Annotated in this window: 31 protein-coding genes and 1 other annotated feature; of the genes, 11 read left to right on the plus strand and 20 right to left on the minus strand. The window is 36.8% G+C overall.

Features of this window, described 5'->3' with window-relative positions:
* Positions 1–384 precede the first annotated feature (384 nt).
* The gene (locus ACIQXF_RS09115; protein WP_402781781.1) at positions 385–966 is read right to left on the minus strand and encodes a phosphatidylglycerophosphatase A family protein; all 582 of its coding nucleotides are present in this window, start codon (positions 964–966) and stop codon (positions 385–387) included.
* Positions 967–1,079: 113 nt separating this feature from the next.
* Here ACIQXF_RS09115 and ACIQXF_RS09120 point away from each other — a divergent pair, with 113 nt between their 5' ends.
* The 3 genes from ACIQXF_RS09120 to ACIQXF_RS09130 all read left to right on the plus strand — a co-directional run bounded on the left by ACIQXF_RS09120 (position 1,080) and on the right by ACIQXF_RS09130 (position 2,833).
* Complete coding sequence (locus tag ACIQXF_RS09120; protein WP_402781784.1) at positions 1,080–1,799, plus strand: alpha/beta hydrolase; 720 nt, start codon at positions 1,080–1,082, stop codon at positions 1,797–1,799.
* Between the two features lie 86 nt (positions 1,800–1,885).
* The gene (locus tag ACIQXF_RS09125) at positions 1,886–2,401 is read left to right on the plus strand and encodes a YjcG family protein (protein WP_402781787.1); all 516 of its coding nucleotides are present in this window, start codon (positions 1,886–1,888) and stop codon (positions 2,399–2,401) included.
* Positions 2,402–2,404: 3 nt separating this feature from the next.
* Positions 2,405–2,833: a GNAT family N-acetyltransferase gene (locus ACIQXF_RS09130; protein ID WP_402781790.1), complete on the plus strand. Its 429-nt coding sequence runs from the start codon at positions 2,405–2,407 to the stop codon at positions 2,831–2,833.
* A 140-nt stretch (positions 2,834–2,973) separates the two neighbouring features.
* Here ACIQXF_RS09130 and ACIQXF_RS09135 read toward each other — a convergent pair whose 3' ends face one another.
* From ACIQXF_RS09135 to ACIQXF_RS09160, 6 genes are all read right to left on the minus strand, one after another.
* Positions 2,974–3,222 carry a stage VI sporulation protein F gene (locus ACIQXF_RS09135; RefSeq protein WP_402781793.1) on the minus strand — a complete coding sequence of 83 codons (249 nt, stop codon included), beginning with the start codon at positions 3,220–3,222 and terminating at the stop codon, positions 2,974–2,976.
* 153 nt (positions 3,223–3,375) lie between these two features.
* Positions 3,376–3,600: a YjcZ family sporulation protein gene (locus ACIQXF_RS09140; RefSeq protein WP_402781796.1), complete on the minus strand. Its 225-nt coding sequence runs from the start codon at positions 3,598–3,600 to the stop codon at positions 3,376–3,378.
* Positions 3,601–3,664: 64 nt separating this feature from the next.
* Positions 3,665–4,024 (minus strand): stage V sporulation protein AE, encoded by a 360-nt coding sequence (spoVAE, locus tag ACIQXF_RS09145; RefSeq protein ID WP_402781878.1) that lies wholly within the window; start codon positions 4,022–4,024, stop codon positions 3,665–3,667.
* A gap of 16 nt (positions 4,025–4,040) precedes the next feature.
* Positions 4,041–5,036: a stage V sporulation protein AD gene (locus ACIQXF_RS09150; protein WP_402781799.1), complete on the minus strand. Its 996-nt coding sequence runs from the start codon at positions 5,034–5,036 to the stop codon at positions 4,041–4,043.
* Positions 5,030–5,485 carry a stage V sporulation protein AC gene (gene spoVAC / locus ACIQXF_RS09155; RefSeq protein ID WP_402781802.1) on the minus strand — a complete coding sequence of 152 codons (456 nt, stop codon included), beginning with the start codon at positions 5,483–5,485 and terminating at the stop codon, positions 5,030–5,032. The genes ACIQXF_RS09150 and spoVAC overlap by 7 nt, the downstream gene beginning before the upstream one ends.
* Positions 5,486–5,890 (minus strand): YhcN/YlaJ family sporulation lipoprotein, encoded by a 405-nt coding sequence (locus tag ACIQXF_RS09160; RefSeq protein ID WP_402781804.1) that lies wholly within the window; start codon positions 5,888–5,890, stop codon positions 5,486–5,488.
* A gap of 133 nt (positions 5,891–6,023) precedes the next feature.
* On the opposite strand from ACIQXF_RS09160, the gene ACIQXF_RS09165 reads away from it, so the two are divergent.
* The gene (locus ACIQXF_RS09165) at positions 6,024–6,548 is read left to right on the plus strand and encodes a CotY/CotZ family spore coat protein (RefSeq protein WP_402781807.1); all 525 of its coding nucleotides are present in this window, start codon (positions 6,024–6,026) and stop codon (positions 6,546–6,548) included.
* Positions 6,549–6,612: 64 nt separating this feature from the next.
* On the opposite strand, the gene ACIQXF_RS09170 is transcribed toward ACIQXF_RS09165, so the two are convergent.
* From ACIQXF_RS09170 to ACIQXF_RS09195, 6 genes are all read right to left on the minus strand, one after another.
* Complete coding sequence (locus ACIQXF_RS09170) at positions 6,613–7,026, minus strand: hypothetical protein (RefSeq protein WP_402781810.1); 414 nt, start codon at positions 7,024–7,026, stop codon at positions 6,613–6,615.
* Positions 7,027–7,079: 53 nt separating this feature from the next.
* Positions 7,080–8,456 (minus strand): magnesium transporter, encoded by a 1,377-nt coding sequence (mgtE, locus tag ACIQXF_RS09175; protein ID WP_402781813.1) that lies wholly within the window; start codon positions 8,454–8,456, stop codon positions 7,080–7,082.
* 440 nt (positions 8,457–8,896) lie between these two features.
* Positions 8,897–9,805, minus strand: a complete 909-nt coding sequence (locus ACIQXF_RS09180; RefSeq protein WP_402781816.1) for an RluA family pseudouridine synthase — start codon at positions 9,803–9,805, stop codon at positions 8,897–8,899.
* A gap of 1 nt (position 9,806) precedes the next feature.
* Positions 9,807–10,601: an NAD kinase gene (locus ACIQXF_RS09185; RefSeq protein WP_402781819.1), complete on the minus strand. Its 795-nt coding sequence runs from the start codon at positions 10,599–10,601 to the stop codon at positions 9,807–9,809.
* On the minus strand, positions 10,598–11,269 hold the full coding sequence (gene yjbM / locus ACIQXF_RS09190; RefSeq protein ID WP_402781822.1) for a GTP diphosphokinase: 672 nt from the start codon (positions 11,267–11,269) through the stop codon (positions 10,598–10,600). Before yjbM ends, ACIQXF_RS09185 begins: the two co-directional genes overlap by 4 nt.
* A gap of 63 nt (positions 11,270–11,332) precedes the next feature.
* Entirely contained in the window at positions 11,333–11,716 is a 384-nt protein-coding gene (locus tag ACIQXF_RS09195) for a UPF0738 family protein (RefSeq protein ID WP_402781825.1), read from the minus strand.
* Between the two features lie 136 nt (positions 11,717–11,852).
* Here ACIQXF_RS09195 and ACIQXF_RS09200 point away from each other — a divergent pair, with 136 nt between their 5' ends.
* The 5 genes from ACIQXF_RS09200 (at position 11,853) to ACIQXF_RS09220 (ending at position 15,230) form a co-directional block, all read left to right on the plus strand.
* Positions 11,853–12,440 carry a CYTH domain-containing protein gene (locus ACIQXF_RS09200; RefSeq protein WP_402781828.1) on the plus strand — a complete coding sequence of 196 codons (588 nt, stop codon included), beginning with the start codon at positions 11,853–11,855 and terminating at the stop codon, positions 12,438–12,440.
* 44 nt (positions 12,441–12,484) lie between these two features.
* Positions 12,485–13,264 (plus strand): lytic transglycosylase domain-containing protein, encoded by a 780-nt coding sequence (locus tag ACIQXF_RS09205; protein ID WP_402781831.1) that lies wholly within the window; start codon positions 12,485–12,487, stop codon positions 13,262–13,264.
* A 466-nt stretch (positions 13,265–13,730) separates the two neighbouring features.
* Positions 13,731–14,138 (plus strand): globin domain-containing protein, encoded by a 408-nt coding sequence (locus tag ACIQXF_RS09210; RefSeq protein WP_402781834.1) that lies wholly within the window; start codon positions 13,731–13,733, stop codon positions 14,136–14,138.
* Positions 14,131–14,940 (plus strand): DsbA family protein, encoded by an 810-nt coding sequence (locus ACIQXF_RS09215; RefSeq protein WP_402781837.1) that lies wholly within the window; start codon positions 14,131–14,133, stop codon positions 14,938–14,940. The genes ACIQXF_RS09210 and ACIQXF_RS09215 overlap by 8 nt, the downstream gene beginning before the upstream one ends.
* Before the next feature lie 41 nt (positions 14,941–14,981).
* Entirely contained in the window at positions 14,982–15,230 is a 249-nt protein-coding gene (locus ACIQXF_RS09220; protein WP_402781840.1) for a hypothetical protein, read from the plus strand.
* 515 nt (positions 15,231–15,745) lie between these two features.
* On the opposite strand, the gene pepF is transcribed toward ACIQXF_RS09220, so the two are convergent.
* The 4 genes from pepF to spxA all read right to left on the minus strand — a co-directional run bounded on the left by pepF (position 15,746) and on the right by spxA (position 20,597).
* Positions 15,746–17,563 (minus strand): oligoendopeptidase F, encoded by a 1,818-nt coding sequence (gene pepF, locus ACIQXF_RS09225; RefSeq protein WP_402781843.1) that lies wholly within the window; start codon positions 17,561–17,563, stop codon positions 15,746–15,748.
* A gap of 49 nt (positions 17,564–17,612) precedes the next feature.
* The gene (locus ACIQXF_RS09230) at positions 17,613–18,737 is read right to left on the minus strand and encodes a competence protein CoiA (RefSeq protein WP_402781846.1); all 1,125 of its coding nucleotides are present in this window, start codon (positions 18,735–18,737) and stop codon (positions 17,613–17,615) included.
* Positions 18,738–18,951: 214 nt separating this feature from the next.
* Entirely contained in the window at positions 18,952–19,620 is a 669-nt protein-coding gene (gene mecA, locus ACIQXF_RS09235) for an adaptor protein MecA (RefSeq protein ID WP_402781849.1), read from the minus strand.
* A gap of 581 nt (positions 19,621–20,201) precedes the next feature.
* Positions 20,202–20,597 carry a transcriptional regulator SpxA gene (spxA, locus tag ACIQXF_RS09240; protein WP_025116803.1) on the minus strand — a complete coding sequence of 132 codons (396 nt, stop codon included), beginning with the start codon at positions 20,595–20,597 and terminating at the stop codon, positions 20,202–20,204.
* Between the two features lie 538 nt (positions 20,598–21,135).
* Positions 21,136–21,366 (plus strand) — a binding site (T-box leader).
* A gap of 129 nt (positions 21,367–21,495) precedes the next feature.
* Here spxA and trpS point away from each other — a divergent pair.
* Positions 21,496–22,485, plus strand: a complete 990-nt coding sequence (gene trpS / locus ACIQXF_RS09245) for a tryptophan--tRNA ligase (protein ID WP_402781851.1) — start codon at positions 21,496–21,498, stop codon at positions 22,483–22,485.
* Positions 22,486–22,572: 87 nt separating this feature from the next.
* On the opposite strand, the gene ACIQXF_RS09250 is transcribed toward trpS, so the two are convergent.
* The 3 genes from ACIQXF_RS09250 to ACIQXF_RS09260 all read right to left on the minus strand — a co-directional run bounded on the left by ACIQXF_RS09250 (position 22,573) and on the right by ACIQXF_RS09260 (position 25,147).
* Complete coding sequence (locus ACIQXF_RS09250; protein ID WP_483869726.1) at positions 22,573–22,803, minus strand: YuzI family membrane protein; 231 nt, start codon at positions 22,801–22,803, stop codon at positions 22,573–22,575.
* A gap of 133 nt (positions 22,804–22,936) precedes the next feature.
* On the minus strand, positions 22,937–24,178 hold the full coding sequence (gene fabF / locus ACIQXF_RS09255) for a beta-ketoacyl-ACP synthase II (RefSeq protein ID WP_402781857.1): 1,242 nt from the start codon (positions 24,176–24,178) through the stop codon (positions 22,937–22,939).
* Positions 24,179–24,208: 30 nt separating this feature from the next.
* Positions 24,209–25,147, minus strand: coding sequence for a beta-ketoacyl-ACP synthase III (locus tag ACIQXF_RS09260; protein ID WP_402781860.1), 939 nt, complete (start codon positions 25,145–25,147; stop codon positions 24,209–24,211).
* 101 nt (positions 25,148–25,248) lie between these two features.
* On the opposite strand from ACIQXF_RS09260, the gene ACIQXF_RS09265 reads away from it, so the two are divergent.
* Positions 25,249–25,528: hypothetical protein (locus tag ACIQXF_RS09265; RefSeq protein WP_402781863.1), on the plus strand; the 280-nt coding region annotated here is incomplete at its 3' end.

The following is a 25,528-nucleotide window of genomic DNA, read 5'->3' on the forward strand; positions in this document are numbered from 1 at the left end:
GGAGGCTTTGGGCCAACGTGATGTTGGTCACTCAGTCGTTGCCACAGGACGTGGCGTTCTTAGACTGATTTCCTCTACTTCAGCGGATGTTTTGACACCCAAGTGACTAAAAACATTTGCTGAAAGAAGTTAAAAGTTTCACGATGTTTCTATTGTAAAATATCAGGCTACTACATTCAAGTTATGTAATTGCAATACAACCTAATGATTTAGAGATACTTCCACAAGCCGACTATTTTCTATCTCATAGTGTGTTTGTATATCCGAATTTTATTTATTCAGCTTGGCAATCGAATTGAATTTTGCGAAGTGCCATATTTCAATCACAACATAAATAGAGTCCCCTCAAAATTATTGAGGAGACTCTAATATATTAATATTCTATTAAATCTCATTATGTGATTTTTGTTTTGGCCCTAGCTCTTCTGGTTCAATATCTGCAAATGTCTCGCCTTCTTCTTCTAAATCGCGCATACGGTGTGCAATACGTGAAGCAGCAGAAGCGGCGATACTACCAACTAAATCATCTAAAAACGTATTTACATGATGTCCAGGTTCTGTATCAAGTTTTTTAATAATGCCGACTTTATGCTTGTCTAAGTGCCCAAAAGTTGTTACAGCTATGCTGCCATATGTAAAAACAGCTCCAAGTGCGATTGTCTCATCCACTCCAAATAAGCCCTCATCGGATTCTACTATTTGCTGCAATGGAGAAGATAATAACTTCTTCTCTGCAAGTTCATCTAATTCAATGCCTACTAATAAAGCATGTTGCACTTCACGCTTACGTAATACACGCTCGACAGAATGAACACAGTGGTCTAATGTTAAGCCTTCATTATAGGATTTTTGCATTTCATAAACGATTTTAGCAATATCCTCTAACGTTACACCGCGACGAACGAGTGCAGCTTGGGCTGCCTTTGCTACTTCATCAGAGTGTACGCGAACACTTTTATCATGCATACTTAACCCCTCATTTCGTTTTTATAGCTAGAGTAGTACTAGCCCAACCTATTATACCTTTACTTTGGTAATATGGTACAATTTTGTTACAAACACAAGAAGGAGTGTCATCATTGGATAAAGGAACTGTACAGGATTTAAAGTTCTATAGTGAAGCGTTACAGGAGGAATTACAGCTTTATATTTATGTTCCTGCAAATTATTCTCCACTATATAAATATAATATTTTAATCGCATCAGACGGCAAAGATTATTTCCAACTTGGAGGTATTACAAAACTAGCTGATGAACTTATTGATGACTATGAAATTGAAAATTTAATTATTGCATTTGTTCCATACAAGGATATAAAAGATCGACGTCACAAATATATTCCAAGCGGCGAGCAACATGAAGCATATCTTCGTTTCTTAGCACATGAGCTTGTGCCATACTTAGACGCTGAATATTCAACATATCAAATGGGAATGAGCCGCGCTGTAATCGGTGACTCAATGGCTGCAACCGCTTCCTTAATGGCTGCAATAAAATACCCAAGTATTTTTGGCAAGGTCATTTTACAATCGCCATATGTCGACGAAGACGTACTAAAAGCTGTTGAAAATTTTAAAGATCCAGGGGCAATATCTATTTATCATATCGTTGGCAAAGAAGAACATAAAGTTGTCACAATGGACAAAACAATTAAAGATTTTTTAACACCAAATCGTCAGCTGCATAACCTTATGTTAAGTAAAGGTTTTTCTACATTTTATGATGAATTTGATGGCAATCATACGTGGAAATATTGGAAACCTGATTTACGTCGGGCATTAATTGAAAATTTCAATTAATATTATTGGGCGATTCAAATTACGAAAAGGATATTTTCTGATATACTTAAATAGAAAAATTGTTTATTTTCGGGAGGTAATGGACTATGAAGTACGGTATTGTGGCATTTCCGTCAAAAAAATTGCAAGATTTAGCGAACAATTATCGCAAACGTTACGATCCTCATTACGCAAAGATTACTCCGCATATGACGTTAAAGGACACCTTCGATGCGACGGAAGAGGATATTCAATCCATCGTAAAGCAATTAGATGAACTTGCTACCAAATATGCACCTTTAAATATTCATGCATCTCGCATAAGTTCGTTTTTCCCTACAACCAATGCGATTTACTTTCGCATTGAACCAACTGAACAATTAGTAGCATTGCATCAAGCTTTGCAAGAAAAAGTACCTTTTGGTGAATCTAAACACGTATTTGTACCACATATTACGATTGCTCAAAAAATGACTGACTCCGAGCACGATGACATCTTTGGACAATTACGTATGACGGGCGTTGATGAGAAAGATACGATTGACCGCATTCATCTTTTATATCAATTGGAAGATGGCTCATGGACAACTTTTGAAACATTCCGATTGACTGGAGCTGAGTAACTCTTGTATAACGTTAAGATAGTTGAAACAAAGAAAGAACATGATGAGGCGTTTGCAGTCCGAAGAAAAGTTTTTGTTGAAGAACAAGGTGTTCCACTTCATCTAGAATGCGATGCCGAGGATGCAACTGCAACGCATTTCATTATGTACGAAGGCGAAAATCCTGTAGGTGCTGCACGTTTACGTAGTATCGAAAATGACGCTGCAAAAATTGAGCGGGTCTGTATTTTACAAGATCAGCGTGGCAAAAAACTTGGTGCTTTAATCATGAAGGAAATAGAGAATTATGCCATTTCGATTAATAAGGAAAAACTAAAACTCCATGCACAAAGCTATGCTATTCCTTTTTATGAAAAGCTTGGCTACACGGTAACATCTCCTGAATTTATGGATGCTGGTATCCCTCATCGTGCTATGGAAAAAAACATTTAATAAATAGGTGTTACGAAAATGCTGAGGCATACCGTAACACCCTTTTTATTTGTCTAAAATGCTTTAAAGGTTGATTTTCATTTAACCAACCTTTTTCTTGTCCATTTAGATATGTTACTATGCATAGTTGATATATCATGCTATTTCAACATTTTAGTAATTTTATCGAAATCTAGTGATGCACCGTCTTGAATAATAGATTGTACTAATTTATCTTCAAGCTCTTGCGTGATTTGTCTATTGGACACTTTACTTACGCGTCGCACAATTTTTCTTACTTGTTTTTCATTTGTAAAATCTGCATGTTGTATTGCATTTGCTAATGCGAAGATTTCGTCCATTGATACGCCTGTTTTTTGTTCAATTGAATGAAAAAACGAACGATTCATATTTCCCCTCCTATCTTACAATTTAAATTTATTTAACTGTTGTATTAGATTACTAATCTTTTTAAACATATAGAGGCTTTAACTTTATTTAGATTTGCCACTCTAAAGAAAAGCTAAAGCCTTTTATCTATTGTCACTAATTAAATATTTAAATTAAATGTAAGTAGCGCCGACAATAATTAGAAGTATGAATAGAACAACAATTAGGACGAATGTTGAACTATGACCTCCATAGCTATAGCCTCCGCAATAATCGTGGCCCATTCCACCTACATGACTCATATGACTCATATGACCCATATGGCCTCCATAACTGCCATAACTACCATAACTTCCGTAACCTCCATAAGGTTGTGCGCACCAGCCTTGATATCCCATAATAATACCCCTCCCTTCTACAACCTATAATATGTTTCGTTGTAAAAAAGGATGGGGTATTCGTCTAATCAATATTTCCTTTTGGTTTAAAAATTAACGCTCCAATAAAGCCAAATACTACTGCAGCACTAATTCCTGAGCTTGTTACTTCAAACATCCCAGTTAATACGCCTACAAGCCCATGTTTTTCTGCCTCAGCAAGGGCACCATGTGTTAAGGAATTCCCAAAGGATGTAATAGGTACAGTTGCACCAGCACCCGCAAAATGAATTATTGGCTCATATAAACCCATTCCGTCTAAAATTGCTCCAATTACTACTAATGTACTCAATGTATGTGCTGGTGTTAATTTACCAACGTCCATTAGTAATTGACCAATGGCACAAATAATACCTCCTACAATAAACGCAAACACAAATGTCATAACCATAGCTTTTGCCTCATTTCATTGTAATTTCAATTGCATGCGCCGTACATGGAATTGTTTCACCCTGTTGAAATGAAAGTGGAGACAGTAATGCTCCTGTTGCCACAAGAAGTACTCGCTTATAGGTACCTGCTCGCATTTGTTGGATAACATAACTAAAAAAAACAGCTGCCGAACAGCCTGCACCACTCGCACCAGATTGGAATGAATCATCTTGCCCATAAAACTCAGCACCTGCATCACGTAAAGGTTGTAACTCCTCGCTCTTTATGCCACTTTCAACAAACATTCCTTTTAGCAGTTTTAAGCCAAGTTGACCTAAATCACCTGTTAAAATTAAATCATAATGGTAAATTTTTTGATTACGCTGCTCTAAATGTGATTGAATCGTCTGAAAAGCAGCTGGTGCCATCGCTGCACCCATGTGAAATGGATCATCCATTCCGTAATCAACTGATTTTCCAACAGTTGCTGCTTCAATAGAAGGGTATTCTTCGCGATGCTTACCAATAAGAGCATAACCAGCAGCCGTTACAGTCCATTGAGCCGTTTGGGGCTTTTGTGAGCCATAATTGATTGGATAGCGGAATTGTCGCTCAACGGAATTGTGTTGACTAGAGGCACCAGCTAGCGATAAATTAGAGGCACCTACTTCTGTTAAAAGGCTCGCAACAATTAATGAAGACATAGAAGTGGCACATGCTGAGAATAATCCGATAAAAGGAATGTCTAAATCTCTAGCTGCAAAATTGGTTGGTGTCATTTGATTAACCAAATCGCCGCCCATAAAGTAATCAATGTCCGCATTTTTCACGCCCGCTTTTTTCATGGCGAATTCACATGCCTCTTCAATCATTTTTCGATGACCTTGTTCATTTGTTTTCATTTGCCAACGTTCATCATCGTAAATCGCATCAAAATATTGACTAAATATACTACGTTTCTCTAGTGGACCTGCTACCACACCACCTGCTATTAAGGATGGCTTCGATTGAAAAACAATTACCATGAAACCACTCCTATCGTCACCAGAATATATTTAATAAGTGCAACAAAAAAAGCAGATACTACGCCAAATAAAACAACTGACCCAGCAAGTTTGAATAAATTTCCACCAACACCTAATACCAATCCTTCAGATCTATGCTCAATGGCAGCAGAAATTACAGCATTTCCGAAACCTGTAACAGGTACGGCTGATCCTGCTCCAGCAAATTGACCAATTTTCTTATATAGACCAAAGCCCGTTAGAATCATGGCAAAAAACACCATCGTTGCCACTGTTGGGTTTCCTGCTGTTGCTTCCGTAAAATTAAAGAAAATCATATAAAAAAATGAAACAGCTTGTCCGATTGTACAAATAAGGCCACCTACAATAAACGCCTTAGCAACATTCTTAAAATAGGGTGGCTTTGGTGTGACATTTTGTTCTAGTTGTTTATATTGCTCTTTTTTCATCTATGTCTCCTCCTTTGCAAGCTTTTTCAATTCAGCAATTTTTTCGCTAAGTTTATTATTTTCAACTTTATCCTTTTTTATTTTATTGGCTTCATAAAATATCTTGTAATCTGCTGAGACAAAGACTTCTTTATTTGGATATTTTTTATCAAATTTCTTTTGTAACTTTTTCTCTAATTTAGTCTTTTTCCACTTATCCCACGGTTTAATTTGAACAGCTACAAGCATACTATTGTCATATTGGATAACTGTTGATTTGTCTATAAAGTCCTCTTTTTTCAAAATTGCTTCAACATCTTTTTCATTCTCTGGTGAACCATAGACAATAAACTTTTCTTTCTCACCGCAACCACTTAACAGCGATATACTGATTAATAGAGGTAACATCATTCCTAATAGCTTCAAGTTTTACCCTCCTTTTCTTTACAGTTTCTCCATACATAAAAAAACTATTCATTCGTCTATGTATACGAAAGCCCGAGTCCATTTTACATAAGCACATATTGTAGAAGTAGTAACAAGGAAAGGAGGTGACAATATGGGTTGTGGTAAGCCAACAAATCCTATTGGACCAATCCATTCAGCAGGCTGCGTTTGTGACGTAGTTCGAGCTATTTTAGATATTCAAAATCAAGCGGTGCGTGAAGAGTGTCAACCATGTACAGCTAACTGCTTCTTAGAACCACTTGGAGGCATTGTAAGTCCTGCACGCTCTCATGCAGATACACGTGTATTCATGTTAATTACAAAAGATGGTACTCCTTTTAAAGCATTTTTTAATTCTCCAACAGCAGATCCATGCATATGTACATCAGTGTTCTTCCGTGTAGAAGACATGTTTGATGAGTGCTGTGCTACTTTACGTGTTTTAGAGCCTTTATGTTCATTTGACTCTAGCGAAAGTACAGTAGACTTATTGAGTCGTGACGGCTGTTGTATCAACATGAAAAAAATATGCAAAGTAGATGATTGGAACTCTACTGAGAGCTGTATCACTGTGGATTTATCATGTTTCTGCGCAGTACAATGTATCGCTGATGTTGATTTAGGGATTTGTGAATAAGCTTTTCTCCTTTGACACACTACACATAAAAAAAGTGTACAGCATCCTCTGCTGTACACTTTTTTCATAGGGTAGGTAATTGCTTGCCTCGCCATAATATTTGTTCTATATCCTCAAAATAGATAATCTCTTGTGTATTTAATTCTAAAGAAGTAAGCATTAATGAATCGGTCTGGACATCAGACGCAATACCACGTAATTTCCTGCCATCCTTTAAACATAATAATAACGGTTGATAGGCTTTTTGTCGGAATGGCTTTTCTAAAAATTGAAGTTGCTTTAGTAAATACGGATCTATTTTTATTTCTTCTACTATTTCTTCCAGTACGTCTTCTTTTTCATCGATCGTTTGCCCACTGAAATAGCCGTCCTTTACATATACTGATGTACTTTCATCCAATTCAAGTTCATGTAATACCTTGGAAATATTTAAAAAATACGATGGTGATTTTATAAACAAGCGTGGCTCTCGACCCACATTACTCACTTCCCTTTTTTTCATACAATATGCAAAAGAAAGTAATTTGGTTCTTAGCCCATTTGATTTAAAAATACTGTCGCTAATCCTAAGTAGATTAAAATACTCGTAATATCGTTTAATGTTGTAATAAATGGTCCTGATGCAACAGCTGGATCAATCTTCATGCGATGCATTAACAACGGGATAAAAGATCCTGCAAGTGTTGCCACTACAATAGAACCACAAAGCGCTGCTCCAACTAGCATCCCAAGAATAAGTTCCTGTTTCCAAATATATACGATACCAATAACAATTAGCCCACAAACAATACCAGACATTAATCCTGTTCCCGCTTCACGTAATAGTAACTTTAGCTTACTATGTTCTTCAACGTCTCCCGTAGCAATTCCTCGAATAGCTACCGCTAGTGCCTGTGTGCCGCTATTGCCAGAAGTACCTGAAATAAGTGGGATAAACACAGCAAGTAACGCAACTTTTTCTAATGTTTCTTCAAAATGCCCCATTAAATTAGCTGTTAGCATCCCTAAAAATAGTAATATCACAAGCCATGGTAAGCGTTTCTTTGCAGCCTGTATTGAATTGGTATCAAATTTATCCATATCAGAAATACCCGCTAATTTCGAGTAATCCTCTGATGCTTCCTCATCAATAACGTCAATAATATCATCGACTGTGATAATCCCTAGTAATTCCCCATTATCGTCAATAACCGGAGTTGCTAAGAAATTATAGTCTTTCATAATTTGAGCGACCTCTTCTTGGTCATCTCCTGCATGCACCATCACAACACGTTCATTCATAATGGTACGTATACGTGTATCCTCATCCGCAATAATTAAATCGCGTAGTGAAATTACACCCGTTAATCGATGTGCTTCATCAACAACAAAAATATAATAAATCGTTTCAGCATCTGGCGCCTCTTTCCTTAAAATCGCCATTGCCGAACGGACAGTTGAGTTTTCTGGAATAGCAACATATTCTGTTGTCATGATAGAACCAGCTGTGTATTCATCGTAGCTTAATAACTCATTAATTTCTTCAGCTGTTTCCTCATCCATCATGCCTAAATAGCTTTCACGTTGCTTTGTATCCAACTCATTTAAAACGTCTGCTGCATCATCTGCATACATATGCGAAAGCATTTCTGCGCCGTATGAAGGATCCATCTCAGCTAGATATGCTGTGTATTCATCATCATCTATATCAATTGCCTGAAAAATATCAGCCATTTCCGTCGGAGACAAGAACGAATAGATGATCTTTCTTATATCAGGTTCCACCTTCTCATAAAACGTTGCCTGATCATATGGATGAAGTTCTAAAAACTCATCACGGAATGCGTCAATATCACGTGCTTCGAGCATCCCTCGTAAATGTGTCTCGTCGAATTGCACATCATCCTTTTCATTTCTTTCCTCTATCATGCTTGTCCCCTCCTTCCGAGCATTTAATCAATGACCTATAGTCTGTAAATCTACCTTCTATATAATAGAGTGTAATACACCTTTTCTGCAAATCCTTTTTCAGGATGTTAGTATAAATTCTTTATCTGTGCGAAAGCGGAGCGACAGCAACAATTAATTGATTTTACAATAATTAGTACAATATCTTAACCATTAGCTTTTTTTGTTTATTATGCTTTTGATCAAAATAACAGGCTGACAAAGTGCTACAAAAATTCATTGAGAAAAGACTTCTACTTTACTATACCCTATAATTGCTTATTTTCTGTGAACATGCTGTTAAAAAACTGGTTCCCTCTATCTAGAAATAATAAGGAGATGCCCGTTTTACGAACATCTCCTTAAGTATTTATTAGAAATATATAGTGAAACAAATGACTGATTAGATAGTCATCAATTCATCAAGCTAAGGAGTCATTCATTAATCGCTGCATATCTTCGCTTAAGCTACTAGTGAATTGTAAACTCTTACCTGTCATAGGGTGAAGCATTCTTAAGGCCACACAATGTAGTGCTTGTCTATTTATATACTTGCGACTACCACCATAAAGTTCATCTCCAACAAGTGGATGTCCAAGATAGGCCATATGCACTCGGATTTGATGTGTACGTCCCGTGTGCAGCTTTAGTCGGACATGTGTCATAGGCTCGTTCTGTAAATCAAAACGTTGTAAAACTGTCACATCTGTATGGGCAAATTGACCATCTTCACGTACTTCTCGCTCAATAATACTCGTATCCTTACGTCCAATCGGAGCAATAATCGGTTGGACATCTTGTGTAACATGGCCATGCACAATTGCTTCATATTGTCGCGAAATTTCTCCATTGCGCTGTGCCAGTCCTGTTAAATGATGAATATGGGCGTGTTTGGCAATGCATAGCAAGCCAGAAGTATCGCGATCAAGCCTCGTCACGATATGAGCAGTGGACATTAGACCCTGCTGCTGAAAATGGCCGCACACTACATTAGCTATGCTTTTTGTTGGATGTTCTCGTGAAGGAATTGTACTTTGGTATGCTGGCTTATTAAGCACTAAAATAACTTCATCTTCATAGACAATGTCTAGGTCACCATATTCAACAGTAAGCCCTTCACTTTTTTCTTCGGGAGGGAATTTCACTTCGACACAATCGCCAATGTGGAGTGGATGTCTCACATTACGTTCGACACCATTCACTGTCAGCAAGCCCCCCTCAAATTTAATAGCAGTTAAAGCCCGCTTAGAGATGCGCCATTCGTGTAAAGCCTCCCGAAATAATTGGCCTTCCTTTTCTGCTATAAAACGTAATGTAAATCTTGTATCCATCTTACTCATTTGCTACGAATGATTCATGCACACGTTCCCAAAAAGGGAATGGACGGAAACGGGCAAAACGTACTCTTTCATTTGCTACATTGAATGCAATCGACTTCACATCGCCTTGTGTCACTTGTAAATGGTCAACCGTCATATTAAAGTTCTGATCATTAACTGGACGTAAAATACAATGATGATGGGCAGGTAAAATTAGTGGTGAACCAACTGTACGGAAGACACGATTATTGATAGATGCTATCTCAGTAATTTGAAGTGCAGCTAATGTTGGATGAATAATCGCTCCTCCAAGTGCTTTATTATAAGCTGTGCTACCAGAAGGAGTTGATACACATAGACCGTCTCCTCGGAAACGTTCAAACTGATTACCATTTAACTCAACATCCATAACAAGTGTGACATCAGGTGATTTCACGGTTGCTTCATTTAATGCTAAATACGTATTTGATTCTGCATTATAATGCTCTACTTTTACTTCTAGTAGTGGATATTCGACAACATTAAAGTCCTTTTTAGCGATGGATAAAACTAGCTTCTCTAATTCAGATGGTTTCCAGTCCGCATAAAACCCTAAATGTCCAGTATGAATACCTACAAATGCAACCTGGTCTAATGCATGAGAATATCGATGAAAAGCATGTAATAATGTGCCGTCTCCTCCAATAGAGACAACGATTTCAGGCGTTTCTTCATCATAGGTTAGTCCAAAATCCTGTAGATATGTTTTGGCCAGCTCCATTAATTCGTTCGATTGTGCATCTCTACGTGATTGAATGGAAAATTTCAATGTGTGTCACGCTCCTTCTCTGATAGTAAATTAGGATTCGATGCTTCTTTATATTCGCTAAAATAAGCCTGCGCTTCTTGAATCTCACTGCGGATGGACGACATTTCCTCATCCAACCGGAAGGCGGCTTCTGCTGCACTTTGAAGGCGATTTTTTATCTCCTCAGGGAACATACCTTTATATTTATAATTTAAAGAATGCTCAATAGATGCCCAGAAATTCATTGCTAGTGTTCTTATTTGAATTTCAGCTAACACCACTTTTTTCCCTTGAATGGTCTCTACAGGATATTCCACAATCATATGATATGAACGATATCCACTTGGTTTATTATGTGTAATATAGTCACGTTCTTCTACTACACGCATATCTTTACGCTGACGTATTAACTCCGTAACTGTTGAAATATCATCTACAAATTGACACATAATACGAAGGCCTGCAATATCACCTAGCTCATCACCTAATTGTTTAGATGGCTCAAAGGCAAGTCCTTTTTCTAATGTTTTATCGTATATACTTGCTAAAGGTTTTACACGTCCTGTAACAAACTCGATTGGTGAATTTGCATTAACAATACCAAACTGCGAACGCATACCCTTTAACTTTACTTTTAGTTCGTCTACTGCTTGTTTATAAGGACTTAAAAATATTTCCCATTGTCCCATCACAAAAACCTCCCGACATTCGGTATCGAACAAAACCAACACCGTCTGTTCGTTTTGTCTTTTTTATTCAGCGAGAATTGCTTTGAAGTGTTGTTCCACTAACTGGACAAACTCTGCTCCATAATTGTAATTTCCTTCAATATTATACACGAGCATTTCCAATTCTTCGTAGAAATTCGTAAGTTCAATTATTTCTTCACCTAGTAGTAGCTTTGGATTTTTCTTTTTTTGTAAAATATGTACAAGACTCTCCCAACTACTCGGCGGAAAACGCAAGTAATGATAATCTTCTCCTGCATCAAGTAAATAAATAAATGCAAAGTCATCAGAATCTGCAATTAATTGCGCAGCAGGTTTTAACTGTAAATTTACCTCATTGTCGTTTAAACTAAAATGAAGCTGATCGTTTTCAAAATTCAATGTTTCTATTGTATAAATTTTACGCAAGTGCGGTTCCCCTTTTCGTCGTACTCTTCCATTTATTTTAGCATACAGGGTAAACAGTTGCAGTGTGTAAATGTTAAATCAAGAAATTATAGTTTTATAAAGCATCTGAAAAAATTAAACAAATAGGTGAACATAAATGACACAACAACTTGAAATTGAATTTAAAAATATCTTAACAAAACAACAGTATGAGCATTTATTGCAAGAGTTCCACATTGACGAAAGTGCTATTCATCGTCAAACAAATCATTATTTCGACACACCTTCACAAGCGATTAGAAAACGACAAAGCGGACTCCGTATCAGACAAATCGACAATTATTATGAATGTACATTAAAAGAAAAAAGTGCAGAGCATGCACATCTTGAGACAACTGATGAATTAACTGTGGAGCAAGCCAACAAGATGCTTGAAGGTGAAGGTTTCTATGCTCAAGAGGTAGCAAAAAGACTAGCTTTATATAATATTCCTTCAGAAGAGTTAGCAATTTTCGGTTCACTCACAACTGATCGTGTCGAAATACTTTATAAAGATGGCCTTTTAGTATTTGATCATTCTTTCTATTTGCAGTGCGACGATTATGAGGTAGAATATGAAACAAAAGATGCAATAAAAGGAAATGCAATCTTCGACGAATTTCTACAGCAATATAGTATAGAAAAACAAGTAGCAGATAAAAAAATTGCACGCTTTATGAAAGCATTACAAAAAAATAAAAACTAAAATATATAGCTTACACAGTATAAAAAGAAAGGGTGACCCACTCCTTGGATATCCAATCACTCAAAACTTTGCTTGAAATTCAAGCAATACAAACGTTAGGATCTACAGAAAATTCCTCGTCAGACAGTAATTCTATTTTTTCAGATATGATTAGCGAATTACTTGGTGACGCTACTACGGAAAATAGTGCGAAATTATCTAGTTTACTCGGAATGAGTGCATCAGGTACTTCATCATTTATGGATCAACTTAGTAGTTTGAATGGTTTGTCCGAAGATATGCAAAATAGTGCGCTTCAATCGTTACTATATAAAGGTTCTAATTCCGTCTTTGTACCAGCTTCTGTGCAGGCAGCATTAGCAAATACACAATCTAGCACAAAACTTGACTCTTATGTTTCAGATAATGTAATTGGTTCAACAGCGTATGCCAATTCATTAGCGGGCGCAAGCCAATACGCTGCAATCATTGAAAAGGCAGCAGTTACGTATAATGTTCCTGAGAAACTTATCGCTGCAGTGATTAAACAAGAGTCTAATTTTAATCCAACAGCAGAAAGTCATGCTGGAGCACAGGGATTAATGCAATTAATGCCAAAAACAGCACAATATTTAGGGGTTACTAACGCTTTTGACCCTGAGCAGAATATTATGGCTGGTGCCAAATATTTACGCCAAATGCTAGACAAATTCGATAATGATCCGACTTTAGCTTTAGCTGCTTATAATGCAGGAGCTTCACGTGTTACAAAATATAGTGGCATACCTCCTTTCAAAGAAACACAGAATTATGTCAAAAAAGTGATGAATTACTACATGGTTTAATCGCATAATCACTGTCATTACGGTCTTTTTCGGCAAATTTCACCCTTAGCGGTGAAATTTGTGCTTTTATAGCGAAAAACATTCGAAAGAGCTCTTTGTTTGTGTTAACGAAAAGACGTTGATAAAATGAAGGTAGTCACAAGAAATCCACATTTCTAATGATGACAAAGTTCAGTTAGCTATTATCGTATGGATACGATGAAGTAAGACTAACACCCTATAGACTCTTTTCAAAATCCATGACATCCGCCAGAAGCTATAGGCCATATGATGTTAGTCTTTTAGGCATTTTTACAGGATGTGAAGTTCTTGGCCTAAGTCCCTTTATTTCAGTAGATGTTTGGATACTCTCTGAATAAAAACGATAGGCATATTCATCTCTTTACCTATTAACGTAGGAGTCTTTTACTGAATAAAGATAAAAATTGTACTTTATGATATAAATCATTGAAGGAGCATTTAACTTATGACTCGAAAATACACTGTTCCTTATGAGGAGCTGGGAGCTGAAAAACTTTCAGAACTTATTCATGCGTTCTATAAAAGAGTCGCTCAGCATCCTGATCTTATTCCAATCTTTCCGAAAGATTTAACAGAGACAGCCCGTAAGCAAATTCAATTTCAAACACAGTATTTAGGTGGACCAAATCTTTTTACCGAGGAGCATGGACATCCAATGATGCGTGCACGTCATATGAATTTTCCAATTACACCTGATCGTGCCCAAGCTTGGCTCGAATGTATGTCCGAAGCAATGGATGAAGTTGGTTTGGAAGGGAAGTTCCGCGAATCTTATTATCAACGTTTAGTATTAACAGCTCATCACATGATTAATACGCCAAATGACGATGAGGGGGAATTGTTACGTGAATAATATTCAAATGTTGCAAGAGCCAACTCCTGTGATTTCTACTGCCAATAAGCCTATTGAATTGTATATTTTCGTAGATCCACTTTGCCCTGAAGCTTTCAGTATGCAAGCAATTCTTCGTAAATTACAGTTAGAGTATAATCATTACTTTACATGGCGCTTTGTGCTAAGCACAGAGCTTGCTTCCCTGAATTGTCTAAGTAAACGCGTAAAGGGTTGTGTTTCAGGCATTGAACTCGACATCAATCACCCTGTTCTACCTTCAATCGCTATTAAAGCAGCCGAGTTACAGGGCAAACGTTCAGGCGCACGCTATTTGTCGAAATTACAAGAATATGTACTATTAAACCATCAAGATGTAAATTCCTATGCTACGTTGTTAAAAATTGCAGAGGATGTTCAATTAGATATGAATGAATTCACTGCAGATTTTGGTTCAAAGGAAGCAGCACGTGCGTTCCAATGCGATTTATATATAAAACGTGAAATGGAAGTAGATGAAGTACCTAGTATTGTATTTTTCAATGAATGTATTGAGGATGAAGGTCTTAAAGTTAGTGGTAGCTATTCCTATGAAGTTTATGAACATATTTTACAAGAGATGCTTGATGAACAACTTGTGCGTCAACCATTACCAACAATGGAAGAGTTATTTTCGAAATTCCATGCACTTTCAACAAATGAAGTAGCTTTTATCTACTCATTAACAGAGCATGCAGCTGAACGTGAATTAAAGAAACGTATGCTGCAACAAAAGATTGAACGAATTCAGACAGATCACGCTACACTATGGCGTATTAAATAATGCAATTATACTATTATTCTAAAGAATAGGGATTCAACCAAGTGTTGAGTCCTTATTTTTTTTATAAGGTTTTTAATATTTCCAGAACATTTTATCTTCATTCAGTAGAAGATTCCACCTCTGCAGGTGATGAGATGAATGCGGTTTTGGTTCCTTTTCAGTGGGTGACCAACATCATGCTGGTGCTGTCGCTACGCTTTCGCACAGACAAAACCATTTTGCTGTCGCTTCGCTTTCGCGCAAAAAACATCTGTTGGCCCAAAGGCTCCGGCGGATGTCACGGATTTTGAAAGGAATGAATAAAAGGATGTTAGCCTAAAACCCTCGCATCCTGCGAAAACGGCTAACTGACCTGCATCGATAAAAACGCCACGTCCTGTGGCTTTACCGAAATAACCGACATCGTGTCGGCCCTCGTGCAGGCATGGGCACAATTCAAAATCCGGACGCAATTACGCCAAGGCGAAATTGATCAAAAATAAAGAAGCGCCACTATCCTCGACAGATAGTGACGCTTCTTTTTCACAAAGGGGATGGGAGAAATGTTCACGTTCAAACAAAGGGGTGTATGTTTGTTTTGTGATTTATTTCACAAGAATCACTTTATCATGGAATAATAAATTTAGCAATGAAACCAGTGGTAGATTCACAAATTTGTCAAATAGAAAGCGATTACAGACAGTATTTTTTCAATATGTCCACTTTTAAATATATAAAAATCAAAAAAAATCATTATTCTATCATTTTTTACAGTTAGTATAACAATAGAAAAAAGGCTGTAGAGATTTATCTACAGCTTTCCTCATTAATTATTTAACAATAATTTTTCTAACTCATTTAAACGTTCTTCAAATACTTTACATGCATCATCTATTGGCTTTGCCACGTTCATATCAACGCCTGCTGCCTTTAATACCTCAATTGGGAAATCAGAACAACCTGCTTTTAAGAAGTTATTAATATAACGTTCTACAGCTGGTGTACCCTCTTCTAAAATCTGTTTACTTAATGCTGTTGCAGCAGATTTACCTGTAGCATATTGATACACATAGTAATTATAGTAGAAGTGTGGAATACGAGCCCATTCTAAGCCAATTTCTTTATCAACGGCCATATCATCACCGAAGTATTGTTTATTTAAATCATAGTAAACCTCTGTTAATCGTTCCGCTGTTAAAGACTCACCATTCTTATCCATTTGATGAATTAGGTGTTCAAATTCAGCAAACATTGTTTGTCTAAAAACGGTACTTCTGAAGCCATCTAGCCAATGATTTAATAAATAAATTTTCTGTTGTGGATCTTCAATTGTTTTCAGTAAATAATCATTTAACAGTTCTTCATTACATGTTGAAGCTACTTCAGCTACAAAAATAGAATAATCACCATAAACAAATGGCTGGTTGTTACGTGAATAATAACTGTGGACACTATGCCCAAATTCATGTGCTAATGTAAACAAATTATTAACATTGTCTTGCCAGTTCATTAAAATATATGGGTTCGTTCCATATGCACCTGAAGAGTACGCACCACTGCGTTTCCCTTTGTTTTCTAAAACATCTACCCAACGGTTATCAAGGCCACTTTGGACAATATTTTGGTATTCCTCACCTAGAGGCGCTAAAGCCTTTACTAAAATATCTTTCGCTTCGTCGTAAGTAATTTTCATGTCTACTTCCTTAACAAGCGGTGCAAATAAATCCCACATATGCAGTTCGTCCACACCTAAAAGCTTTTTACGTAATGAGATATAGCGCTGCATAGCTGGCAAATGCTTATGGATTGTATCCACTAACTGATCATAAACATTTTCTGGAATGAAGTTATTAGACATTGCTGCATGGCGTGCAGAATCATAATTTCGAATACGTGCACTGACATTATGTTTTTTTACATTACCAGTTAATGTAGACGAAAATGTATTTTTAAAATTGCCATACGTCTCGTACATTGCTTTAAATGCACTTTCACGAACAGAGCGATCTTTACTTTCTAAAAACTTAATGTAGTTACCATGTGTTAGCTGTACTTCTTCCCCATCTTCATTTTTCACTTTCGGGAAGACTAAATCAGCATTGTTTAACATACCAAATGTATTTGACGCTGTACCTGTAACCTCAGACATTTGTGCCAGTAATGCTTCCTGTTCAGCAGGCAATACATGTGGACGTGCCATTGTAATCTCTTTTAAAGATTGCTTATATAGTTGTAAATCCTTGTTTTGTGCCAAATACTGTTCTATTGTTTCTTCACTCAATTGTAAAATTTCTGGTGTTAAAAACGCTAAGGCAGCTGAAATACTAGTCGCCAAAGTTTGAATACGACTATTCATATCCTGATAGGAGCTATTTGTCGTATCTTGGTCATAACGCATATGGGCATATGTGTATAGCTTCATTGTACGTTCATAAATATGATCGTGATAAGTTAGAGCCGCTAATAAAGCATCTGCACCATTTTTTAAAGTACCTTTATAGCTAGGTGCCTTTTTTGCAATTTCTGCGACCTCTTTGTATTCTTCTTCCCATTGGGCGTCATTTGCAAAGATGTCCTCCAAGCGCCAAGTTAACTCTTCCGGAACTTCATTTCTTACTAAAATTTGATTGCTGTTACTAGCCATTTGTGCCAGCCCCCTTATATGTGAGTTTTTCCTATATTCTCATATTTTCTCAGTATATTGTGGCAATTGCAAATAAATGAGTATACACCTGCTCATAAATATCTGGAAAACGGTCATTTTTTTCATAACTTTTCGCAAGTACCATTCCATAATTTTTAATAGCCTGCATCGCTTGATCAGTAACCTCCACATTTTGTTGGATTAAAAACGACCGAACTTCATTGTCGCTTAATTCATGTGGTAATAGCTGTAAATCTCTACAAAAATGATGGAGAATCGTTTGCCACTCCAAAGGGGACATCGGAATCGCTTCTGCAGTTTTCACCGGAACACCAACATAGTCAGGCATAGCAGTAAGGGAAAAATGTAGCTCATAACTACTTCGTAAAAATGTATCTTGCATCCCCTTTTTACTATGTAATAGCCGCTGATATGTGAATTGCCTACAAAGCTTTTTATACAATTGCCAGTAACGATGAAATTCATCTTTCGTAATCGACTTAGGTTCATAAAATGGAAAGTGCTGCTTATGAGTAGCTATTTCTTGTACTTTACCTATAAAAGTATACCCATGAACATGAAGAAGATTCGTCCAATAAATAAATCTCGATGTCTTGGCATCATAGGTCACTAAATAAGGCAAACCACTTGCTGTAGTAGTAATCGTCTTTTGCATGATTGGAGAAATAAAAATCTTTTGAATACCTAGTGAGGATTGTTTTCTTTGAGGTGTTTGGAAAAGCCACAATGCTTGTATAGAATTTTTCTCGTACCCAGATGTCCGTAATTGCCATTTTTCATGAGAAATTGTGCTGCATTGAAATTCTAAAGCAAATTGCTTTTGCTGCCTGGTCACAAGCATATCTGGCCGCTGTGAAAGCTCAGGTAAATAAGGCTCCAGCTTTACTGTATGCCCGAGTCCTTTCAGCCATTCAAATAACTGTATTTTCCCTTGTAAATGAAGTTTAGATTCTCCCTCTGAAAATAACTGTACACAGTTACTATTGGCGTTATGAGCAAAATGAGGAGTATTATATTTTCCGATCTTTAATTGGACAGGCTGTTGGCATTGTGGGCAATAAAATTTCATATGTGGCCTATATCGTTGTAAGGTTTCTCTCGTATATTGATATGGGTGAAAAAGCTGCCGCTGCTCATTCAAAGCAAGTAACATAGTATCATCTCCTTTTTTGCTCAATTTTAAAGGAGTGCCTTTCTAGCAACAAATAATTAACGGCTTTTTCTTGAAATTTGAAAAATGCCTCTTTTTATATAAAAAAAACCTCGTAAATGTTAGATACAAACTAACATTTACGGGGCCGTTTTATCTTGATTGAACACCAATTTTGTCTACAATCTGAAGCTCCTTATTAATCAGGAGCTAAAATTTAAGCAAAATATTTCCTCACAGTTTCAAAGCAATTATATTCCATAATTATTTCGCCATACTCTTCTAGGCGATGGATTGTGAAATTCGAAGGTATTAAAAATTCTTTGATAACTGCATTTCTATCATGGCGATTTAGGTCATCATCTGCGTTTGCAAAGTCAACTACTAAATAGTACCAACCTTCATATTTGAATAATGAGGAATCCACTAATTCATCTGTCATGCGTTTTGCTACAGGGATTAACTCATCAATATCTTTAAATTTATAAACATAAATGTCTGTATCCATAAATAATTCTGACTCATCCAAGTCACCAAATTGAGTTAGTTGGCTAAGAAGATCTTCTCCAACTTCGTCAAAAGGGGCAAACATATCTTTGTGTTCATCAAAATTCGAATGACCATCTAATGTTTCACCGTCTTTTAAAATATGTGCACGTGTGACAATGATCTCCAAGCCCACTTCAGAAGCATTGATATGAATCCAAATTGGACCTTCTACATCAAAATAATCCTCCGTGTTTACTTCATCAATCATATCCCAAAAAAGTTGTTCACCCTTTGCTCGATTGTACCAAATTTCTTCACGACTATAGCCGCGATCCTCTATATCATTGTACGTAATAAAGAGCTTGAGTGTATTTTCATTTACACGTTCGATGTCCACTAGACCTCATCTCCCTTCACTGTCATTTGTCGAAAAACAGTTTTGTTTCATTAGTATGCTTTTATTCATTATTTTTAACCTCATACTCCATTGTTTTTCAACCTTTGACTACACTACAGTAAAACAATCGAGCAACTGTGATTATCAATTTTTAGCCTGAGTTCCTTTATTTTAAATGGTATTAGACACCACCGAAAAGGAGCCATATTCATACATTCTCAACATCTTAAAAAATGTTAATCTTTTGTAGCTGACGTTTGACTTTCGCTACAGAAAACATTTGATAAATGAAGAGGATTTTTTGTCACAGTTGTCTCTAATTCTATTGTATGCTGTTCTGTCATAAAATGAAAAGGATATACACCGTTTCGCTGAAGATATTTGAATTATTGAAATTGTAGTAAACTATTGAACTTAAATCAAGTTTAACATACTTTAACGGAAATATATGTCTTTTCCCTATTATTTATTATACTTTATATACAAGGTTTTACATAAGTAAAACACAAAAAAATAGATGCCACAATATGCTAGTTGCATTTGTAACATCTAATACTTATTCTATGCAATTGAGGGTGCTATTAGTTCACCATGCGTTGTGCCTCTTGTAATTGATAAGCACGAACCTTGCGAGGTAGGAAACGACGGATCTCATCTTCGTTATAGCCAACCTGTAAACGTTTCTCGTCTAAAATGATTGGACGACGTAATAGGCCCGGGTATTCTTGAATTAACTCATATAAACGTTGTAATGGTAAGCTTTCTACATCAACATTCAATTTTTGGAAAATCTTAGAGCGAGTTGAAATAATTTCATCCGTACCATCTTCAGTCATACGTAAAATTTTTTTAATTTCACTAATGCTTAATGGTTCAGAAAATATATTACGTTCTGTATATGGAATTTCATGCTCCTCTAACCATGCTTTCGCTTTTCGGCAAGACGTACAACTTGGTGATGTAAATAAAGTTACGATCATACTGACACATCCTTTCATTAATAAGCGTTATCTATAAACCAGTGTGTTAAATTAGAATTAATGTAATGTAAATCTACATATCCATTATACAGTACTCTATGGTGTTTGAATATAGTTCCAATAAAAAAAAGAACAGGGCTATCACGAAATTTTCTGTATATTTATGCTCTTTTAAAGTAGCTAACTTCTTTGCATGTCTAATGAACTAATAATATTATTCCCATTTACAGAGCATTTTAAACATTCGTTTTCTCAATCCACTTGTTCTCAGTTAAAAATTTTAAACGAGAATTTTGTCGATTCTGTGTGTACAATATTAGACGTCAATTGCATAAATTTGGTTGCTTTTAAAACAGCAATAACAGAATATAATTTTTTTCACAAAAAAAACACCGCCAAAAGTCTGACTTTTCGTCTTGCAATTCACTTGGTCTTTGTAATATAATTCTTTGCAATAAATCAATTAAGTCTATGGTGAAATAGAGCAAACCTTTTCACCCACCATCGAAGATGAAAGACTGTTATTGAATTAAAGTAAAAAACGCTGACGAAGAGTAGTACATATGCATTTTACACGTTTAGAGAGTCTGTGGTTGCTGCAAACAGATCGTGTAAGCATGTGGAATGGACTTCCGAGTTAGCTTTGTGAACGTCCAAGTTTTTTGCTTGTGTCTATTAGCAAAGCTCGTCCCTTCACGTTACGAAGTAGAGTGGCCGTTTAGGCAAGCTGGGTGGTACCGCGGATTCAACATCATTCGTCCCTTCATTAGACAACTAATGAGGACGCATGATGTTTTTTATTTTTTTTAAGAAGCAAGAGCCTCAGTTGGGAAATATGCAAAATTACAGGAACTTCCCCGTTATACTGAGGAAACGAATCCAAGGAGGAAACGACATGACAACTATTTTTTCAGGCGTACAGCCAACAGGGATTGTAACTTTAGGAAACTATTTAGGCGCATTTAAGCAATTCCCTGCTCTACAAGATGAAGGAAATGCTATTTATTGTATCGTTGATCAACATGCCATCACAGTAGCACAGGACCCAAAAGAACTACGTCAAAATATTCGCAACTTAGCAGCTACGTATATCGCTACAGGTATTGATCCTAAAAAATCCACGTTATTTATTCAATCTGAAGTCCCAGCTCATGCACAGGCAGGCTGGATGTTACAATGTGTCGCATCGATTGGTGAGCTTGAACGTATGACACAGTTCAAGGATAAATCACATGGTAAGGAAAGTGTATCTGCAGCTCTTTTAACATATCCACCATTAATGGCAGCGGACATTCTTTTATATAACACAAACATTGTGCCTGTTGGGGATGATCAGAAGCAGCATATTGAGCTAACTCGTGATCTTGCAGAGCGTTTTAACAAACGATATGGTGATGTGTTAACGATTCCTGAAATTCAATTACCAAAGGCAGGAGCTCGTATCAAATCACTACAAGAGCCTACGAAAAAAATGAGTAAATCTGATCCAAATACAAAAGCAACAATCAAGCTTTTAGATTCAGCTAAAGATATTGAGAAGAAAATTAAATCGGCTGTCACTGACTCTGATGGTATTGTGGCATTTGATGTAGAAAATAAACCTGGTGTTTCTAACTTACTAACAATCGAATCTGCTATTTCAGGTGTATCCATTGATGACCTTGTAAAAAAATACGAGGGCATTGGTTACGGTGGATTCAAGCAAGGTGTTGCAACAGCAGTTATTGATCATCTTACTCCAATTCAAGAGAAATTCTACAATTTGGTAGAATCCGCAGAATTAGATATTATTTTAGATGAAGGTGCTGAAAAAGCACATGCTATTGCCAGCGCTACATTAAAACGTATGGAACAAGCGATGGGTCTTGGTCGTGCTCGTCGTTAAAAGAAAACACTGACTAATGCACTCTTGAGAAATACTATAGTCTTCTTTTTCGGAGAAGCTTGGCCAAATATAGAATAAGTTTAAGGATCATATTTTATCTTGATCGTTAGGAGTTCTATCAAAACGGACACCAAGTGCAACAGCACATAACACAATAGCTGAGCCAACAGCCATATAAAATTCTGTTGTATGCATCATAAATTTAAAGACAACTACCCAGGAATATCCTAACGTACGATAATTCAAATACAATATAAGATCTCCTACTGAGAGAATCATTAAACCGTAGCTCATTAAAAATAAAAAGAGTCGGAACAAGGTAACGGCATCCTTTCTATTTTATTCTTAATTATCATCTATTCACAAAACTATAAAAAAAGACGTCAGCCATGTAAAATTCAGGCTGACGTTTTTTTATTTTTATCTATTAGAGGCATTCGCGCTCTCTATATTATTCCTCGAATTTTTTGAATAGAAGACTAGCGTTATGACCACCAAATCCAAGTGAGTTACTCATTGCATATTTAATTTCTGTTTGTCGAGCTTCATTTGGTACATAATCTAAATCACATTCTGGATCTGGATCATGTAAATTGATTGTTGGTGGTAAAATGCCTTCTTTAAGTGCTAGCGTTGTGAAAATCGCTTCAACACCACCAGCTGCTCCTAATAAGTGACCTGTCATCGACTTTGTAGAACTCATTGCTAGCTGATAAGCATGCTCACCAAAGACAGTTTTTACCGCTTGTGTTTCAAATAAATCATTATATGGTGTACTTGTTCCGTGTGCATTAATATAGTCAACTTGTGAAGGTTCTACGCCTCCATCAGCTAGTGCTTGCATCATTGCACGTGATGCACCCTCTCCTTCTGGAGCAGGAGCTGTAATATGATGTGCATCTCCTGTTGCACCGTAACCTAGAACTTCTGCATAGATTTTTGCCCCGCGTGCTTTTGCGTGCTCATACTCTTCTAGAATGACAATACCTGCACCTTCACCGATAATAAAACCATCTCGATTTTTATCGAATGGACGGCTTGCTGTTTGTGGATCTGTATTTAAAGATAATGCAGTATTTGCACAGAATCCTGCTACAGCCATGGTAACGATTGGCGACTCAGCACCACCAGTAATCATGACATCTGCATCTCCACGTTCAATTACTTTAAAAGCATCCCCAATAGAGTTTGTACCTGAAGCACAAGCAGTTACTGAACAAGAGTTAATGCCCTTTGCCCCAAAGTGAATCGACACTTGGCCTGAAGCCATATCCGGAATCATCATTGGAATAAAGAATGGACTTACACGTCTTGCGCCACGCTCTTGGAATGTTAAAAATTGTTGTTCGTATGTTTCCATACCACCGATTCCAGAACCAATCCAGACACCAGCACGTGGCGCTAGCTCTTCATCGATTGTTAATTGTGCATCTTCCATCGCCATTATAGACGCTGCTAGGGCATAATGTGTAAAGCGATCCATTTTACGAGCTTCTTTACGTTCGATATATTTTTCAATATCAAAGTCTTTTACTTCAGCAGCAATTTTTGCTGCGAATAGATCTTTATTTAAACGTGTTAACTCGCCAACCCCAGATTTTCCAGCTTTAATGTTAGCCCATGTTTCTTCGATGCTATTTCCTAGTGGTGTAACTGCGCCAATTCCTGTAATTACTACTCGTCGTTTACTCATTGTCTTACTCCCCTCAAGCATTTTTCGTTATTATTTTCCCCATCTAATTGTAACGGCGCCCCATGTTAAGCCACCGCCAAATCCAACAAGTACTACTATATCATCATCTTTAATCTTACCTGCTTCAAGCTCATCTACCAAAGAAATGCCAATAGATGCCGCCGACGTATTACCATATTTGTGAATCGTTTTTGACATTTTTTCCGGTGGTAGCTCTAAGCGCTCACGAGCAGATTCCATAATTCGAATATTTGCCTGATGCGGTACTAAAAAGTCCACATCTTCTTTTGTTAAGCCTGCTTTATCTAATACATTAACTGCAGATTGACCCATTTGGCGTACTGCAAATTTAAAGACTTCCCTACCATTCATTGCGATTGTATCTTGCTGTGTTAAATACAAATGCTTTCCACCTGTACCATCAGCCCCAAGCTCAAATGATAAAATTCCTCTACCCTCTGATACTGGTCCTACGATTGCTGCACTTGCACCATCACCGAATAATACAGCCGTATTACGGTCTTGCCAATCAATTACTTTCGACAGCTTTTCAACACCTACTACTAAGACATATTTATAAGTATTTGATTCTACAAATTGTTTTGCTGTCACTAAACTATATATAAATCCTGCACAAGCTGCTGCTTGGTCCATCGCTGCTGCATTCACTGCCCCAATTTGCTCCTGAACCATACATGCTACACTTGGAAATGTTTGATCTTGGGTTACAGTTGCAACAAGAATTAAACCTATTTCCTCAGGTGAAATACCTGCTTTTGCAATAGCTTCCTTTGCAGCGGCTACTGCTAAATCTGAAGTTTCCTGATCATCTGCGGCAAAATGACGTTCTTCAATCCCTGTGCGAGTTCGAATCCATTCATCCGAAGTGTCCATAATTTTTTCTAAATCAAAATTTGTCACGACCTTCTCCGGAACATATTTGCCAATTCCTATAATACCAGCGTTCATATAGCAACCCCTCTGCTTTCTTACTATCAATTATTAGTAACTGGTCATAATTATAACTTATAATGAACGACAGACGCAAGATGAATTAAAATTAATGCTTTTTGCCCTATGAGTGGGTTTTGCCCAATATAAGCGACTTCTCCTCTCTTTTGAGCGGGGCAGTCACTTTATTGAGCGGCTTCTCCACACCTTTGAGCGGCGCAGTCACTTTATTGAGCGGCTTTGGGGTTAGTATAAAAAGTGGTGGGGTTAGTATAAAAAGTGGACACGGAAAACTGAGAGTAGATATGATAGAAATAACTATTTTAAAGGACGTGTACCGAATGACTAAAAAAATAACCCAAGAATATCGTGATTATGTTGTGAAATTAGTAGTAGAAG

It is taken from the genome of Lysinibacillus sp. NPDC097231, assembly GCF_044761885.1.
Lineage (GTDB): Bacteria > Bacillota > Bacilli > Bacillales_A > Planococcaceae > Lysinibacillus.

Excerpts from the sequence above, each read along its gene's own strand:
- ACIQXF_RS09200 (WP_402781828.1), top strand. The coding sequence starts at position 11,853 with ATGACACAACAACTTGAAATTGAATTTAAAAATATCTTAACAAAACAA.
- ACIQXF_RS09180 (WP_402781816.1), bottom strand. The coding sequence starts at position 9,805 with ATGGATACAAGATTTACATTACGTTTTATAGCAGAAAAGGAAGGCCAA.
- ACIQXF_RS09165 (WP_402781807.1), top strand. The coding sequence starts at position 6,024 with ATGGGTTGTGGTAAGCCAACAAATCCTATTGGACCAATCCATTCAGCA.
- ACIQXF_RS09135 (WP_402781793.1), bottom strand. The coding sequence starts at position 3,222 with ATGAATCGTTCGTTTTTTCATTCAATTGAACAAAAAACAGGCGTATCA.
- spoVAC (WP_402781802.1), bottom strand. The coding sequence starts at position 5,485 with ATGAAAAAAGAGCAATATAAACAACTAGAACAAAATGTCACACCAAAG.
- ACIQXF_RS09150 (WP_402781799.1), bottom strand. The coding sequence starts at position 5,036 with ATGGTAATTGTTTTTCAATCGAAGCCATCCTTAATAGCAGGTGGTGTG.
- mgtE (WP_402781813.1), bottom strand. The coding sequence starts at position 8,456 with ATGATAGAGGAAAGAAATGAAAAGGATGATGTGCAATTCGACGAGACA.
- yjbM (WP_402781822.1), bottom strand. The coding sequence starts at position 11,269 with ATGGGACAATGGGAAATATTTTTAAGTCCTTATAAACAAGCAGTAGAC.
- fabF (WP_402781857.1), bottom strand. The coding sequence starts at position 24,178 with ATGAGTAAACGACGAGTAGTAATTACAGGAATTGGCGCAGTTACACCA.
- trpS (WP_402781851.1), top strand. The coding sequence starts at position 21,496 with ATGACAACTATTTTTTCAGGCGTACAGCCAACAGGGATTGTAACTTTA.
- spoVAE (WP_402781878.1), bottom strand. The coding sequence starts at position 4,024 with ATGACATTTGTGTTTGCGTTTATTGTAGGAGGTATTATTTGTGCCATT.
- ACIQXF_RS09230 (WP_402781846.1), bottom strand. The coding sequence starts at position 18,737 with ATGTTACTTGCTTTGAATGAGCAGCGGCAGCTTTTTCACCCATATCAA.
- ACIQXF_RS09260 (WP_402781860.1), bottom strand. The coding sequence starts at position 25,147 with ATGAACGCTGGTATTATAGGAATTGGCAAATATGTTCCGGAGAAGGTC.
- ACIQXF_RS09140 (WP_402781796.1), bottom strand. The coding sequence starts at position 3,600 with ATGGGATATCAAGGCTGGTGCGCACAACCTTATGGAGGTTACGGAAGT.
- pepF (WP_402781843.1), bottom strand. The coding sequence starts at position 17,563 with ATGGCTAGTAACAGCAATCAAATTTTAGTAAGAAATGAAGTTCCGGAA.
- ACIQXF_RS09210 (WP_402781834.1), top strand. The coding sequence starts at position 13,731 with ATGACTCGAAAATACACTGTTCCTTATGAGGAGCTGGGAGCTGAAAAA.
- ACIQXF_RS09115 (WP_402781781.1), bottom strand. The coding sequence starts at position 966 with ATGCATGATAAAAGTGTTCGCGTACACTCTGATGAAGTAGCAAAGGCA.
- ACIQXF_RS09125 (WP_402781787.1), top strand. The coding sequence starts at position 1,886 with ATGAAGTACGGTATTGTGGCATTTCCGTCAAAAAAATTGCAAGATTTA.